At 72.8% G+C, this 14,434-nt stretch carries 15 protein-coding genes and 1 riboswitch; of the genes, 9 read left to right on the top strand and 6 right to left on the bottom strand.

The genetic code is table 11. The annotated features are described in order from the left end of the window. Window positions 1–16 precede the first annotated feature (16 nt). Window positions 17–568: a hypothetical protein gene (locus tag ABGB18_RS22220; RefSeq protein WP_347697474.1), complete on the top strand. Its 552-nt coding sequence runs from the start codon at window positions 17–19 to the stop codon at window positions 566–568. Between the two features lie 170 nt (window positions 569–738). Here the strand turns inward: ABGB18_RS22220 and ABGB18_RS22215 are convergent, their stop codons facing one another. After that, window positions 739–1,563, bottom strand: coding sequence for a L,D-transpeptidase family protein (locus ABGB18_RS22215; protein WP_347697473.1), 825 nt, complete (start codon window positions 1,561–1,563; stop codon window positions 739–741). Between the two features lie 120 nt (window positions 1,564–1,683). On the opposite strand from ABGB18_RS22215, the gene ABGB18_RS22210 reads away from it, so the two are divergent. The 5 genes from ABGB18_RS22210 (at window position 1,684) to alc (ending at window position 6,444) form a co-directional block, all read left to right on the top strand. Further along, window positions 1,684–2,160 carry a YbaK/EbsC family protein gene (locus ABGB18_RS22210; protein ID WP_347697472.1) on the top strand — a complete coding sequence of 159 codons (477 nt, stop codon included), beginning with the start codon at window positions 1,684–1,686 and terminating at the stop codon, window positions 2,158–2,160. 10 nt (window positions 2,161–2,170) lie between these two features. Beyond that, window positions 2,171–2,746, top strand: coding sequence for a GNAT family N-acetyltransferase (locus ABGB18_RS22205; protein ID WP_347697471.1), 576 nt, complete (start codon window positions 2,171–2,173; stop codon window positions 2,744–2,746). Between the two features lie 278 nt (window positions 2,747–3,024). Beyond that, the gene (locus ABGB18_RS22200) at window positions 3,025–4,194 is read left to right on the top strand and encodes a glycerate kinase (protein ID WP_347697470.1); all 1,170 of its coding nucleotides are present in this window, start codon (window positions 3,025–3,027) and stop codon (window positions 4,192–4,194) included. Then, on the top strand, window positions 4,195–5,499 hold the full coding sequence (gene allB / locus ABGB18_RS22195) for an allantoinase AllB (protein ID WP_347697469.1): 1,305 nt from the start codon (window positions 4,195–4,197) through the stop codon (window positions 5,497–5,499). Beyond that, window positions 5,500–6,444: an allantoicase gene (alc, locus tag ABGB18_RS22190; protein ID WP_347697468.1), complete on the top strand. Its 945-nt coding sequence runs from the start codon at window positions 5,500–5,502 to the stop codon at window positions 6,442–6,444. It begins immediately after the preceding gene. A 12-nt stretch (window positions 6,445–6,456) separates the two neighbouring features. Here the strand turns inward: alc and pknB are convergent, their stop codons facing one another. The 4 genes from pknB to ABGB18_RS22170 form a co-directional block, all read right to left on the bottom strand. Further along, window positions 6,457–8,400, bottom strand: a complete 1,944-nt coding sequence (pknB, locus tag ABGB18_RS22185) for a Stk1 family PASTA domain-containing Ser/Thr kinase (RefSeq protein WP_347697467.1) — start codon at window positions 8,398–8,400, stop codon at window positions 6,457–6,459. A 162-nt stretch (window positions 8,401–8,562) separates the two neighbouring features. Beyond that, window positions 8,563–9,318, bottom strand: coding sequence for a thiazole synthase (locus ABGB18_RS22180; protein ID WP_347697466.1), 756 nt, complete (start codon window positions 9,316–9,318; stop codon window positions 8,563–8,565). Beyond that, entirely contained in the window at window positions 9,311–9,511 is a 201-nt protein-coding gene (thiS, locus tag ABGB18_RS22175; RefSeq protein ID WP_347697465.1) for a sulfur carrier protein ThiS, read from the bottom strand. The genes ABGB18_RS22180 and thiS overlap by 8 nt, the downstream gene beginning before the upstream one ends. Then, window positions 9,508–10,836, bottom strand: a complete 1,329-nt coding sequence (locus ABGB18_RS22170; protein WP_347697464.1) for an FAD-dependent oxidoreductase — start codon at window positions 10,834–10,836, stop codon at window positions 9,508–9,510. The genes thiS and ABGB18_RS22170 overlap by 4 nt, the downstream gene beginning before the upstream one ends. Beyond that, window positions 10,826–10,942, bottom strand: a riboswitch (TPP riboswitch). (Overlaps the previous gene by 11 nt.) Before the next feature lie 52 nt (window positions 10,943–10,994). Here ABGB18_RS22170 and ABGB18_RS22165 point away from each other — a divergent pair. The 3 genes from ABGB18_RS22165 to thiE are packed head-to-tail and all read left to right on the top strand — an operon-like array spanning window position 10,995 to window position 13,185. Then, window positions 10,995–12,164 (top strand): FAD-dependent oxidoreductase, encoded by a 1,170-nt coding sequence (locus ABGB18_RS22165; protein ID WP_347697463.1) that lies wholly within the window; start codon window positions 10,995–10,997, stop codon window positions 12,162–12,164. Between the two features lie 30 nt (window positions 12,165–12,194). Continuing rightward, window positions 12,195–12,569, top strand: coding sequence for an Rv2175c family DNA-binding protein (locus tag ABGB18_RS22160; RefSeq protein WP_347697462.1), 375 nt, complete (start codon window positions 12,195–12,197; stop codon window positions 12,567–12,569). Next, the gene (thiE, locus tag ABGB18_RS22155) at window positions 12,547–13,185 is read left to right on the top strand and encodes a thiamine phosphate synthase (RefSeq protein ID WP_347697461.1); all 639 of its coding nucleotides are present in this window, start codon (window positions 12,547–12,549) and stop codon (window positions 13,183–13,185) included. Before ABGB18_RS22160 ends, thiE begins: the two co-directional genes overlap by 23 nt. A gap of 153 nt (window positions 13,186–13,338) precedes the next feature. Here thiE and ABGB18_RS22150 read toward each other — a convergent pair whose 3' ends face one another. Next, window positions 13,339–14,406, bottom strand: a complete 1,068-nt coding sequence (locus ABGB18_RS22150) for a polyprenyl synthetase family protein (RefSeq protein WP_347697460.1) — start codon at window positions 14,404–14,406, stop codon at window positions 13,339–13,341. Window positions 14,407–14,434 lie beyond the last annotated feature (28 nt).

The raw sequence follows: 14,434 nt of genomic DNA, 5'->3' as shown, positions 1-14,434 counted from the left end.
CACAGGAGGAGAGCCGATGGCGGGGACGGGTCGGGGGCGGCCGGTCGGCCTGGTCCTGCTGGCGCTGGGACCGGTCCTGGCGGCGGCGTACGCGGCCGCCGGCCATGCCGCCATCCGCACGGCGGTGCGCGCGCAGACCACCGGGCCCGGGTGGGAGGGCCGGGTGGACGCCGACGGGATGACGGCGGTGGGCGTGGACACCTGGCGGCTGGTCTGGTGGACCACGCTGTTCGCGGGACTGCTGGCGGTGGCCTTCGTGGTGATCGGCGTGCTGCTGCGGCGCTCCGGCCGGGGCCGCACGTTCCTGCTCGTGCTGTCCGGGGTGCTGATCGTGCCGTACGTCGCCGTGCTGGTGGTCGCGTTCCTCAACCCGGTACGGCTGCTGGCGGGGCTCTACGACGAGGACGGCTTCGCCGGCGGCCTCCCATCGTGGCAACCGAGCCTGGCCTTCGTCCTGGTCGCGGCCGGGCTGGCGCAGGCCGCGGGGCTGGCACTGGCGGCGGGGACACGCGGGCTCCCGGCCGCGGCGCCCGACCCGGAAAGCGCCTCACCCGGCGGGAGCGCCTAGAAGCCGGCGGTGCGGGACGAGCGGCAGCGGGTGTTCCGCCCTGGCAGCAGGTCGAGCCGCTCAGGTCGGCGTCCGGCCCTCCAGCGGGCGACGGGCAGGCAGCGGGGCGCCCTTCACCACGAGCGCTTACGCGGGCGTACTGGGTCACGCACGCCCGCGTACGTCACGGGTCAGGCGCGCCGGAACTTGCCGCGCACGTGGACCGGCACGCCCTTGCCGAGCATCCCCGGCAGAACCTCGGCCACGTTCATCGGCATGCGCACGCACCCGTGCGAGGCCGGATGAAGCGGCACCGACAGCGCCCCGTGGAGGGCGATCCCACCGTTGAAGAAGATCGGGTTGTAGAGCTCGCCGAGGTAGGACTTGTGCCAGCCGCCCGTGCGCCACGTCGTCCGGTAGTTGCCCGTCGGCGTGCCGGCCGAGCCGCAGAACCGCTGCTCCTTGCCCTGCCACACGGTGGTCTCGCAGTAGGGGACGTTGCTGCCGGAGGACACGTGGCTGATCAGCCTGGCCTCGCCCCGGACGTACAGGACCATGATCTGCTTGGTGAGGTTGATCTCGACGCGGGTCGGCTTGCCGTTCTTGACCAGGACCCTGGGGGCTTCGGGGGCTTCCAGGGCCTCCCAGGTGCGCCTGGCGATGGTGGAGGTCGGCCTGATGTCGTTGACCTTCTGGAACGCCCACACGGCCGCCAGCGTCGTCCCGCCGTACTGGCCGTCGACCTTGCCGGGGCGGTAGCCGAGTTCGGTCAGGCGCCGCTGCATCCAGGCGACGTTCTTGCCCTTGGCGCCGAGTTTGAGCGTCTTGCGCGGCGCGGCTACGGGAGCCTCGGTGGAGGGGGTGGCGGACGGGCCGGACCGGGCGGCCCCGGACAGGTCCGAGGGCGTGCCGGCCGGGGCCGTGGAACCGGTTAACGAGGAGGCCGGTGCGCGCTCCATCGTTCGCGTGCCGCAGCCCGTGAGAGCGACGGCGCCAGCCGTCAGAAGTACAGCCATCCCGGGCACCCGTCGAGCCCTCACCCGTACCACCTCTCATATCATTGACGAAGATCAGTGGACCCTACACCACTGCCCATGAATGGGTAATGAAGCGGTCAATCTGTTTAGAGTGTCTTCATGTCTGAGAACCTGCCGGCGAATGCCGTCGTCGTGGAATCCGCCTTGCGCGAGCTTGGTGCCTCCGGGGAGATCGTCGTCCTGCCGGAGAAGGCTCCGACGGCCGCGATCGCGGCGGCCCAGGTCGGCTGCGAGGTCGGGGCCATCGCCAACAGCCTGATCTTCGACGCGGACGGGGCGCCGCTGCTGGTGCTGACCAGCGGCGCGCACCGCGTGGACGTGGCGTTGATCGCCCGTACGGTGGGCGCCGAGCGGGTACGCCGGGCGACCCCCGAGTTCGTCAGGGCCGCCACCGGCCAGCCCATCGGCGGCGTCGCCCCGGTCGGGCACCCGGCGCCGGTCCGGACCCTGGTGGACAACTGGCTGGGCAAGCACGAGGTGGTGTGGGCGGCCGGCGGGCATCCGCTGACGGTCTTCCCCACGACGTTCGACGAGTTGGTGCGCATCACCGGCGGCACCCCGGTGGACGTCGAGTAGTGTGCGACGAGTGATCGAGTTTCGCGGGGCGGGTCCGGCCGAGTTCACCGAGCGGCTGGAGACGGTGATCGGCATTTACACGGCGGCCATGAACCCGCCCGCGGAGCAGATCTCCGGCCGCAAGGCCATCATGCGAAATCACGGGACATATCCCCATTTTCAGTGCTATTTCGCCGAATTGCGTGAATCATCCCCCGGCTCGCCCGCCCTTGAAACCCCCAGAATCGTGGGATTCGCCTACGGTTTCCGCGGCACGCCCGGGCAGTGGTGGCACGACGTGGTCCTGCGGGCCCTGACGGAGCGCTCGGGCCGGGAGGCCGCCAACGCCTGGCTGGGACACGCCTTCGAACTGGCCGAGATCCACGTCCACCCCGACTACCAGGGCAAGGGCATCGGCCGGGCGATGATCCGCACGCTGTGCGCGGGCCGCCGGGAGCGCTCGGCCGTCCTGTCCACCCACGACCAGCCGACGGCCGCCCGCCACCTCTACGGCGCCCTGGGGTTCCAGGACCTGCTGACCTCGTTCGTCTTCCCGGGGGGCCACGAGGAATACGCGATCGTGGGCCGCCCCCTCCCCCTGCCCTGAGCGCTCCTGACACTGACGTGACGTCTGGGTTTGACGGGCATGACCATGGGCATCTTTCATTACAGAAAGTAACTGACACTTTACCCGTCGGCTACTGTCCCCTGCCCGTCACCCGCCCGGTCCCCCTGCGGGCGGGTGGCGGGCCCCCACCCGCGGCCCCCGCCCGCGGCCCCCGCCCGGCGGGGTTCCCCGGCGGCGGCCAATGTCAGGATGATGAGTCACGCCTTCCTGCCCGCTCGCACCGGGCAGGAAGGCGTGTCAGGACATTGTTCACCATCGTGTGGGGGTTCGTAGTGGTTCAGCACGTTCTTGTCGCCCCTGACAAGTTCAAGGGGTCACTGACCGCGGCCGAGGTGGCCTCCCGGGTGTCGGCGGGGCTCGGGGTGCCGACCGTCGAGTTGCCGGTCGCCGACGGCGGTGACGGCACGGTGGAGGCCGCCGTCGCGGGTGGCTTCACCCGGGTCACGATCGAGGTGACCGGGCCCACGGGCGAGCGGATCCCGGCCTCGTACGCCTGGCAACCCGGCTCCGCGGACGCGGTGGTGGAGCTGGCCGAGGCTTCCGGCCTGCGGCGCCTCCCCGGCGGGCTCCAGCCCCTGACCGCCACCAGCCACGGCACCGGCGAGCTGATCGCCGACGCGCTGCGCCGCGGCGCCCGGCGCGTGGTGCTGGGCCTGGGCGGCAGCGCGTGCACCGACGGGGGCGCGGGCATGGCGCAGGCCCTCGGCGCGCGCCTGCTGGACGCCGAGGGCGGCGACCTGCCCCCGGGCGGGGCCGCGTTGCGTTCCCTCGACCGCATCGACATGTCGGGCTTCGTCGACATCGCCGGGGTGGAGTTCGTGGTGGCGAGCGACGTGGACAACCCCCTGCTCGGCCCGCACGGCGCCGCCGCCGTCTACGGACCGCAGAAGGGCGCCACCCCCGAGGACGTGAAGACACTGGAAGCGGGTCTGTCCAGGCTGGCGGCGGTGGCCACGGCCACGCACGGGCTGATGGGGGCCGTCGAACATGACGACGTTCCGCGCGCGATGGGGGTGGCGGGGGCGCCCGGCGCCGGGGCGGCGGGCGGGGTGGGGTTCGCGGCGCTGGCGTTCCTGCATGCCGAGATCCGGCCCGGCATCGACTATCTGCTCGACCTGCTCGGGTTCGGGGAGCAGGTCGAGGGCGCACGGCTGGTGATCACCGGTGAGGGTTCCCTGGACGAGCAGTCGCTGCGCGGCAAGGCGCCCATCGGCGTGGCCCAGGCCGCGGCCAAGGCGGGCGTGCCCGTGGTGGCCGTCTGCGGCCGGCGCACCCTCACCGACGCCGAGCTCAAGGCCGCGGGCATCGAGGCCGCCTACGCCCTCACCGACCTGGAGCCCGACCCCGCCCGCTGCATGGCGGAGGCCGGCCCGCTGCTCGAACGCCTCGCCGCCCGGCTGGCCTCCGTCCATCTGGCAGGGGCATAGATGATCGACCTGGTGATCCGCTCACGCAGGACCGTCACGCCCGAGGGCGAGCGGCCCGCGGCGGTGGCCGTCCAGGGCGAGCGGATCGCCGCTCTCCACGACTACGCCGCGCCCCTCGATGCCGCCGCCGACATCGACCTGCGCGACCTGGCCCTGCTCCCCGGCCTGGTCGACACCCACGTGCACGTCAACGAGCCGGGGCGTACGCACTGGGAGGGCTTCGACTCGGCCACCCGGGCGGCGGCGGCCGGCGGCGTCACCACACTCCTGGACATGCCGCTCAACTCGCTGCCGCCCACCGTGAACGTGGCGGCGTTCGAGGCCAAGCTGCGGGCCGCGCGCGGGCGGTGCCACGTGGACGTCGGGTTCTGGGGCGGCGCCGTGCCCGGCAACGTCAAGGACCTCGCTCCCCTGCGCGAGCGCGGGGTCTACGGGTTCAAGTGCTTCATGTCGCCGTCGGGGGTGCCGGAGTTCCCGCCGCTCGGAGCGGAGGGGATGCGGCGGGCCATGGAGGAGGTCGCCGGGATCGGCGGGGTGATGGTGGTGCACGCCGAGGACCCGGCGCTGCTCGCGGAGCCGAACGGCCCGACATACCGGGAGTTCCTGGACTCCCGGCCCGGGGCGTCGGAGCGCAGCGCCGTCGCGCGGGTCGTGCGGCTGGCCGGGGAGACCGGCGCCAGGGCGCACGTCCTGCACGTCTCCAGCGCCGACTGCCTGGACGTGCTGGCGGCGGCCCAGGCCGGCGGCGTGGCCGTCACAGCCGAGACCTGCCCGCACTACCTGACGCTGGCGGCCGAGCAGGTGCCCGAGGGGGCCACCGCGTACAAGTGCTGCCCGCCGATCCGCTCCGCGGCCAACCGCGACCGGCTGTGGGACGGCCTGGCCGCGGGGGTGCTGAGCTGCGTCGTGTCCGACCACTCGCCGTCGCCCGCCGAGCTGAAGGTGCCCGACTTCGCCACCGCCTGGGGCGGGATCGCCTCGCTCCAGGTCGGCCTGGCCGCGATCTGGACGGAGGCCGCGCGCAGGGGGTACGGGCTGGCGGACGTGGCCCGCTGGATGTCGGTCAATCCCGCCTCGATGGCCGACATCCCCCGCAAAGGGGGTATCAAGGCCGGAAACGACGCCGATCTGGTCGCCTTCGATCCGGCCGCCGAGCACCTGGTCGACGCCTCCCTCCTGCACCACAGACACCCGGTCACCCCGTATCACGGCAGCAGGCTGCGCGGCGCCGTACTCACCACCTGGTTGCGCGGCCGGCCCGTGGACGGCGAGCCGCACGGACGACTCCTGTTGGGAGAGCAGTAGATGCGAGCCTTCACCATCCTGCCCGACCTCGCTCTGCGCACCCTCGGCGGCTCCGTCGTGGCGGCCAGCGACGAGTCTTTCGCCGAGAAGGAGAGCCTGGTCAAGCCGGGCCGGCCCGGCTTCCGGGCGGCGACGTTCGGCCACAAGGGGCAGGTGTACGACGGGTGGGAGACCCGCCGCCGCCGCGAGCCCGGCCACGACTGGGCCCTCGTACGGCTCGGGTTCCCCGGCGTGATCCGCGGCGTGGTGATCGACACGGCCTGGTTCAAGGGCAACTACCCCCCGCACGCCTCCGTCGAGGCCGCGGCCGTCGAGGGCCATCCGTCACCGGCCGAGCTGCTGGCCGCCCCGTGGACCGAGATCGTCCCGCCCGCCGCGCTCAAGGGCGACGCCGAGCACCACTTCGAGGTGGCCGGCGACACCCGCTACACGCACGTACGGCTGAACATCCACCCCGACGGCGGCGTCGCCCGCCTGCGCGTGCACGGCGAGGCCCGCCCCGACCTGTCGATCTACGAGGGCCTCGGCCTCGACCTGGCCGCGCTGGCGAACGGCGGCCTGGTCACCGCCTGCTCCGACGACTTCTACTCGGCCCCGAACAACGCCATCTCCCCCGGGCTCGCCCGCCACCAGGCGGAGGGCTGGGAGACCGCGCGCCGCAGGGACGGGGGCAACGACTGGCTCCTCATCCGGCTGGCGGGCCGCGGCGTGATCGCGCTGGCCGAGATCGACACCACGAACCTGCTGTTCAACGCTCCCGCGGCGGTCTCGCTCACCGGGATCGACGGGGACCGGGAGGTCGAGCTGCTGCCCAGGACCAGGCTCCAGCCCGACACCCCGCACCGCTTCCGCCTCCACCACCGGGACCCGATCACCCACGTACGTGTGGACATCCACCCGGACGGCGGCCTGGCCAGGGTCCGCCTGCACGGACACCTGGCCTGAGACCGTCGCCCGTCAGTGCCAGAGGTAGACGGTGCTGCCGGCCGGGCGCTCGCTGTTGGGCAGCGGCCGCTGATACTGCACCACGCCGCCGTTGCCCAGCCGCTGCACCCGCACCCGGAACCCGAGCGCCTTCAGCTCGGACTCGGCGTCCTTGACGTCCTTGCCGATCACCTGGGGCACCAGGCTGGCCTGCTGGTCGTCCCGGGCTTCGTGGTCACCGCGGCCGAACCAGTCCCAGAAGTCCGTCTGGCACCGGGCCACCGTGATCATCGCCGCCGCTCCCTTGTCCACCTCGGCCTTGGCCTTGGGCGCCTGCGCGATGACCGTGCACGGCTCGGCGTCGTCGTCGACCTCGTTGACCTGCACCTGGAAGCCCTGCCCGCCGAGGTATCCGGCGGCCTCGTCCTTCGTCATGCCGGTGACGTCGGGCATGACGAGGCCGGCGCTGACGTAGATGTCGACCTTCGTGCCCTCCTTGACCCGCTCGCCCACCTGCGGCGAGGTGCGGATCACCTTGTCGCGCTCGACCTGCTGGTTGGCCAGCCGCTTGACCGAGCCCACGGTCAGCCCGGCCCTGGCCACCGTGGAACGCGCGTCGTTGCCGGTCATGCCCGTGGTGTCCGGCACGACCACGCGCTTGGGCCCGAGCGAGGGCACCAGCGTGATCGTGGAGCCGGTCTCCACCTCCGACTGGGGCACCGGATCGGTGCTCAGGATCAGGCCCTCGGCCACCTTCTCGCTGTATTGGCCCTGGGCCGTGCGAACCTTCAGATCGAGCGAGGCGGCGTTCTTCTCCGCCACCACGAGGTTCTTGCCGATCAGGTCGGGGACGCGGACGTAGTCGGCCTGTGAGAAATACCACCCGGTCAGCCCGACCGCCACCACCATCACGGCGACCAGCGCCACCAGGAACCAGCTCAGCCGGAAACCGCGCCGCGCCGCCCGTGCCTCCGCCCGTGCCTCCGCCCGCGTCTCCGCGCGCGGCTGGATCAGCGTGTGCGCCGGCGCGGCCTGCGGCATCGAGGGGGGCATCGGCTGGGACACCGTCGGGGCCGCGTGCGCCGGTCCGGCGTGGGACCGGACGTTGGACGCCTGCGGGTCCGTCGTGCGCGGCAGCATCCGGTGCGCGTCCACCGCGGCCACCAGCATCGCGGTGGCGTCGGCGGGGCGGTCGTGCGGCTCGCGCGCGGTCGCGTGCGCCACCAGCGTGTCGATCAGCGGCGGCACCTCGGGGACCAGCGTCGACGGTGCCGGGACCGTGTCGTGGACGTGCCGGTAGGCCACCGACATCGGGGTCGCGCCCTCGTAGGGCTGCTGGCCGGTGACCAGCTCGAACAGCATGATGCCGGCGGCGTAGACGTCGCTGCGCACGTCGGCGGCGCCCATGGTGACCTGCTCGGGCGCCATGTAGCCGATGGTACCGATCATCATGCCGGTGCGGGTCTGGTTGGTCGCCTCGATGGCCCTGGCCAGGCCGAAGTCGACGACCTTGACCCGGCCGTCGTCGGTCATGAGGACGTTTTCCGGCTTCACGTCGCGGTGGACCATCCCGGCCTGGTGGGCCGCGCCGAGGGCGGCGAGCACCGGGATGAGGATCTCCAGCGCCTCGCGGGCGGGCAGCCGGCCGCGCTCGCGCAGGATGTCGCGCAGTGTCCTGCCGGGCACGTATTCCATCGACAGGTAGACGATGTCCTGGTCGGTGCCCTGGTCGAAGACGTGCACCACGTTGGGATGGGACAGGCTGGCAACCGACTTGGCCTCGCCGATGAACCGCCTGACGAACGCGGGGTCGTCGGCGAGCGAGCGGTGCATGACCTTCAGCGCCACCGTCCGGTCGAGCCGGATGTCCAACGCCAGGTAGACGGTCGCCATACCGCCCCGGGCGATCCGGCTCTCGATGCGGTAGCGCCTATCGAGAAGCCGTCCGACCAGGGGGTCCGCAGTCGTCGTATCCACCCGGCTGAGTTTACGGGCGTTTCGCCACTGGCAGGGCCCCGGCGCCCGAAACCGATGCTGAGACGTTCTGATCGGCACGTCGAAGCCGCCCGGCGAAACGGGCACGGCTTCACTGGCGTCCCAGCCCCGGCAGGGCGTCCTGTCGGGGCTGTGACCATTCCGTCAGGGGGTCATCGGTGAGGACGCCTCGGCGTAGCGCCTGCGCGGGATGCGGCCCGCCTGCCGCGCCAGCCGCCCCGCCACCACGGCCGCCTTCATGGCCGCCGCCATGAGATCGGGCCGTTGCGCCCTGGTGACCGCCGTGGCCAGCAGGACGGCGTCGCAGCCCAGCTCCATCGCCAGGGCGGCGTCGCTGGCCGTCCCGATGCCCGCGTCGAGGATCACCGGCACCGAGGCGGCCTCCACGATCAGCTCGATGTTGTGCGGGTTGCGGATGCCCAGCCCGGAGCCGATCGGCGCGCCCAGCGGCATCACGGCCGCGCAGCCCGCCTGCTCCAGCCGCCGCGCCAGCGCCGGGTCGTCACCGATGTACGGCAGCACCACGAACCCGTCGGCCACGAGCCGCTCGGCCGCGTCGAACGTCTCGATCGGATCGGGGAGCAGCGTCCGCTCGTCGGCGATGACCTCAAGCTTGACCCAGTTCGTGCCCAGCGCCTCCCGGGCCAGCCGGGCGGTCAGCACCGCCTCACCCGCGGTGAAGCAGCCCGCGGTGTTGGGCAGCACCTTGATGTCGCGCTCGCGCAGCACGTCCAGCACGGAGCCGCGGGCGCCGGGGTCGAGCCGCCGCATGGCCACCGTGGTCAGCTCGGTCCCGGACGCGGCCAGCGCCTGGTCCAGCACCTCCAGCGAGGGCGCGCCGCCGGTCCCCATGATGAGCCGGGAGGAGAACTTCTCCCCGGCGATGATCAGATCATCCACCTTGCACCGCCGTCAGAACCTCCACGCGGTCGCTGTCGCCGAGCACCGTCGTCTCCCACGAGCTCCGCGTGACCACCTCGTCGTTCACGGCCACCGCCACTCCGGTGGTGGCCACGGTCAATGTACGTACGGCCTGCGCCACCGTAATCCCGTCGGCCACCTCATGGGCGGCCCCGTTGATCGTCACAATCATGAAATTTCCCGAAATCTCTCTGGCGAGCACAACTCCGCCAACTCACCGTCGTCACCCACCGCCGCATCGGCCGCACCGCCTCCACCGGCCCCACCGGCTCCAGGGAAAGCGGCAGGCCCGCCCGCCGTGTCCGCCGCCACGGCGTCGGACACGAGGGCCGCCGTGAGGGGGGCCAGCAGCACGCCGCCGCGGTGGTGTCCCGTGGCCAGGACGAGCCCCGGCGTACGGGCCGGGCCGATGAGCGGCAGGTTGTCCGGCGTCCCCGGGCGCAGGCCGGCCACCACGTCGGCGACCTCCAGCTCCGTCACGCCCGGCACCAGCTCCCTGGCGTCGCGCAGCAGCTCGTAGAGCCCGCCGGCCGTCACCCTGGTGTCGAACCCCAGCTCCTCCTGTGTGGCCCCGACCACCAGCTCGCCGTCACCTCGGGGGACGAGGTAGACCGGCGAGCCGTGCACGGTCCCGCGCACGCACCGGCTGAGCAGCGGCTGCGGCGAGCGCAACCGCATGATCTGTCCCTTGATCGGCCGGACCGGCACGTCGGCCAGCTCGGTGCTCCAGACCCCGGCCGCCAGGATCACCCGGTCGCCCCGGATCTCCGGCCGCCAACCGGGTCCGGGCTGTTCGGGGTCCGCCAGGCGTACTCCGGCGACCCGCTCGCCGTCGCGCAGGAGCCCGCTCGCGCGCGCCCGTACGAGCGGCACGCCCAGGCGGTCGAGGGCGGTCAGCAGCGCGGCCGTCACCCGGCGCGGGTCCACCCAGGCGTCGCCGGGGGCCAGCAGCCCGCCGCGCACGGAGGGGGCCAGCATGGGCTCCAGGCGGCGGCACTCGCGGCCCGTCAGCCGCTCCACCCGCAGCCCCAGCTTGTCCATGAACGCCGCCAGCTCGTCCAGCGCCGCGAGGTCGTCGGCCCCGAACGCCACGTCGAGCGTCCCGTCCGCCCGCAGATCCAGCCCGGCCCGCGCCCGCGCGCTGATGCCGAACCCGCCGCCCGCGCCGTCCCCCGCGAGCCCGCCGGAGACGCCGGGATCGACATCACCCGCCGCACGCCCGCCGGGACTGGGAAGACCCGGGTCGGCGGCCGAGAAGCCCGCGTCGGCGGCCAGTTCGGCGGCGAAGGAGGGCCAGCGGCGCAGAGAGGCGACGCCCAGCCGCAGCAGCGGCCCCTCCGTGTAGGTGACCTCGCTCACCGGGGCCAGCATCCCGGCCGCCGCGTGCGAGGCTCCGCCGGCCGGGGCCGGATCCACCACGGTGACCGGCCGCCCCTCGCGGGTCAGCCGCCAGGCGATCGACAGCCCGACGACTCCGCCACCCACGATCACATCCATTCGCGCTCCCTTCGCCGGCATGATCCGGATCAGGTGTCTTGCGGTCGAAGGCCCGATGACGCCTTCCTCTCAGCCCGGTGACGGCCGGACTCCCGCGCGGCTTACGTCCCCAGCCTACGGCCTCGGTGCGACATCCAGGCACCGCCCCCGTTATGGTCATGAACGTGAACCATGTCGTGGTGGTAGGAGCGGGCCTGGCCGGCCTGCGGACGGTGGAGGCGCTGCGCGGGCGCGGATTCAGCGGCAGGATCACGCTGATAGGCCAGGAGCGGCACCGTCCCTACGATCGCCCGCCCCTGTCCAAGGCCGTGCTGCTCGGCGACGCCGACACCAGCTACGTGGACACCGATCTGGCCGCGATCGAGGTGGACTTCTGGTCCGGCGTCACGGCCAAGGCCCTGCGCCCCGGCGTCGTGGAGACGACGGAGGGCGAGCTGGGCTACGACGGCCTGGTCATCGCCACCGGAGCCGAGCCGATCAGGCTGCCCGGCGACGGCCCCCAGCACGTGCTGCGCACCCTCGACGACGCCCACGAGCTGCGGGCCATGCTGGTGCCCGGCGCCCGCGTCGCGATCATCGGCGCCGGCTGGATCGGTGCGGAGGTGGCCACCGCGGCCCGCCGCGCCGGGTGCGTGGTGACGGTGATCGAGGCCGGCCCCGCCCCGCTCGCCACCGCCGTCGGCGCCGAGATCGGCGCCCGCACCCAGCGCTGGTACGACGGCATCGACCTGCGGCTCGACACCATGGTCGAATCCGTGGACGAGGGCGGCGTGCGGCTGCTGGACGGCGAGTTCGTCGAGGCGCACGTGGTCGTCACCGGCATCGGCGTGCGCCCGGCGCTCGAATGGCTGGCCGCCGCCGACATCGACCTGCACAACGGGGTCGTCGTGGACGAGCACCTGCGCGCCTCGCTGCCGAACACCGTCGCCGTCGGCGACTGCGCCGCCTGGTGGTCGCGCCGCTGGCAGACCAGGCTCAGGGTCGAGCACTGGGACACCGCGCTCAACGCCCCCGAGGTCGCCGCCGCCACGCTGCTGGGCGAGGACATGGTCTACGATCCGGTGCCGTACTTCTGGTCGGAGCAGTTCAAGCACATGGTGCAGTACGCCGGGCACCACCCGGCCGGGGAGCGCCTCATCTACCGCGGCGACCCCGAGGGCCCGTGGTCGGCGGTCTGGCTCACGGCCGAGGAAACCCTCGCCGCGGTGCTGGCCGTGGACCGGCCGCGTGATCTCGTACAGGGGCGCAGGATCATCGAAGCCGGTCACCCTCTCGACGCGGAACGCCTGGTAGATCCAGAAGTCTCCCTACGGGATTGTGTTGTTTGAGCAAGCACGGCATGTGGTAGTTGTGGTTTCGTGACGCTTTCTGTTGCACAGATCGACCGGGAGACCGAGCAACTCGTCGACGAGTGGCTCACTCTCCCCGAAGTGGCCTCGCGCCTGGACCTATCGCTGGGGCGTGCCAAGCAACTCCTCAAGGACCACAAGCTCCTCGGAGTGCGCCGCGGGAGCGGCGGGCCTCAGGTGCCCGCGGTGTTCCTGGACGGCAAGGATGTGATGAAGGGCCTGCCCGGCACGCTGACCGTGCTGCAGGACGCCGGCTATGACGAAGTCGAGTCGCTGCGCTGGCTCTTCACCCCTGACGAGTCGCTGCCCGGGTCGCCCATCCAAGCGATCAAGGCCGGTCGCCACACGGAGGTCAAGCGACGTGCCCAAGCCCTCGGTTTCTGAGGCCCGCCTCTATCTCTGCACCGACGGCCGCCGTGACCGCGGTGACCTGGCGGAGTTCCTGGACACGGTGCTGGCTTCCGGCGTGGACATCGTCCAGTTGCGGGAGAAGGGTCTTGAGGCGCGTGAGGAGCTCGCGCTGCTCGAGGTGTTCCGCGACGCCTGTGACCGGCACGGCAAGCTGCTGGCCGTCAACGACCGGGCGGATCTGGCCTACGCCGCCCGGCCCGACGTGCTCCACCTGGGGCAGGACGACCTTCCCTTGACGGTCGCGCGAGAGATACTCGGCGACGACATCGTCATCGGACGGTCCACCCACTCCGCCGCCGAGGCTTCCGCCGCGGCCGTGGAGGAGGGCGTCGACTACTTCTGCTGCGGCCCTGTCTGGCCCACGCCCACCAAGCCCGGCCGCCCCGCGCCCGGCCCGCCGCTGCTCCGGCACGCGGCCTCGCTGGGCACCTCGCGGCCGTGGTTCGGGATCGGCGGCATCGACCTCGACAACCTGGACGAGGTGATGTCGTGCGGAGTGAGCCGGGTGGTGGTGGTGCGGGCGATCACCGACGCGGACGACCCGGGAGCGGCCGCCGCGCAGTTCGCCAAGCGCCTGGCTCAGCGCTGACCCCGGAGGGGCGCCCGGCACGGCGCCTCGCCGGCGACGGCCCGCCGAACGCGGTCCCCGCCTGCCCGCCGCTCAGCGCGGGCAGGCGGGGCCGGTGGCTCCCCATCGCCGGGTCGGGGACATGCCGGCGGCGGGCGGGGCTTGTGGAGGCGGTCAGGTCTTGCGGCTGGTGGCGGCGATGGCCAGCTCGGTGAGGGCCGCACGGGCCTGCGCCGTGACCGGGGCCGCGTCCAGGCCGGCCAGGGCCCTGGTCAGGTAGTCGCCGATCAGGTCCTCGCACTCCTGCAGCGCGCCCGTCTCGGCGATGATCTGCCGCAGCGTCTCCACCCCGTCCTCGTCCAGCCCCGGATCCCCGAGCAGGCGCCGCACGGTGTCCGCGGCGGACGGCGAGGCGGCCGCCAGCGTACGGGCGACGAGCATCGTGCGCTTGCCCTCGCGCAGGTCGTCGCCCGCGGGCTTGCCCGTCTGCGCCGGGTCGCCGAACACCCCGAGGATGTCGTCGCGGAGCTGGAACGCGATCCCGACCCTGGTGCCGAAGCCGGTGCACAGCTCGTCCATCCACGGCGCGAGCTCGGCCGTCGCGAGCACCAGCCCCAGCCTCAGCGGCTGCTCCACCGAGTATTTGCCGCTCTTGAACAGCGCCACCCGCAGCGCGGACTCGAAGGTGTTCTCCCCGTGGGCCTGCTCCAGCAGGTCGAGGTATTGCCCGCACATCAGCTCGGTGCGCATGTGGTCGTGCACGGGCTGGGCCGCGTCCAGGGCCTCGCGTGACAGGCCGCTGGTGCGCCACATCTCGCCCGACCAGATCAGCAGCAGGTTGCCCAGCAGGATAGCCGCGCCCTCGCCGAACTGGGCGGCGGAGCCGTGCCAGCCGGACTTCTCGTGAATCGCCTGGAAGCGGCGGTGCGCCGACGGCATGCCCCTGCGCAGGTCACTCCTATCCATCACGTCGTCGTGCACGAGCGCGCTGGCCTGCAACAGCTCCAGCGAGGCGGCCGCGGTGAAGATCTCCGGCACGTCGGTGCCGCCCGCGCCGCGCCAGCCCCAGTAGCAGAACGCGGGACGCAGCCGCTTGCCGCCGGCCAGCAACTCGGCGGCGAACGTGCTCAGCGGGGCGAGCTCGGGGTCGCCGGGGTCGGGCAGCCGCCGTGCGACGAACTCCCCGAGGGCCTGCTCCACCCGCGTGCGCAAGACGTCCATGCCGGCGGCGTCAGTGGTCATGCCTTGAGCGTAGTCGCCGGGTGGAGGA

The sequence above is a fragment of the Nonomuraea sp. B12E4 genome (assembly GCF_039871825.1).
GTDB lineage: Bacteria > Actinomycetota > Actinomycetes > Streptosporangiales > Streptosporangiaceae > Nonomuraea.
This window is presented reverse-complemented; position numbering and strand designations above follow the sequence as displayed.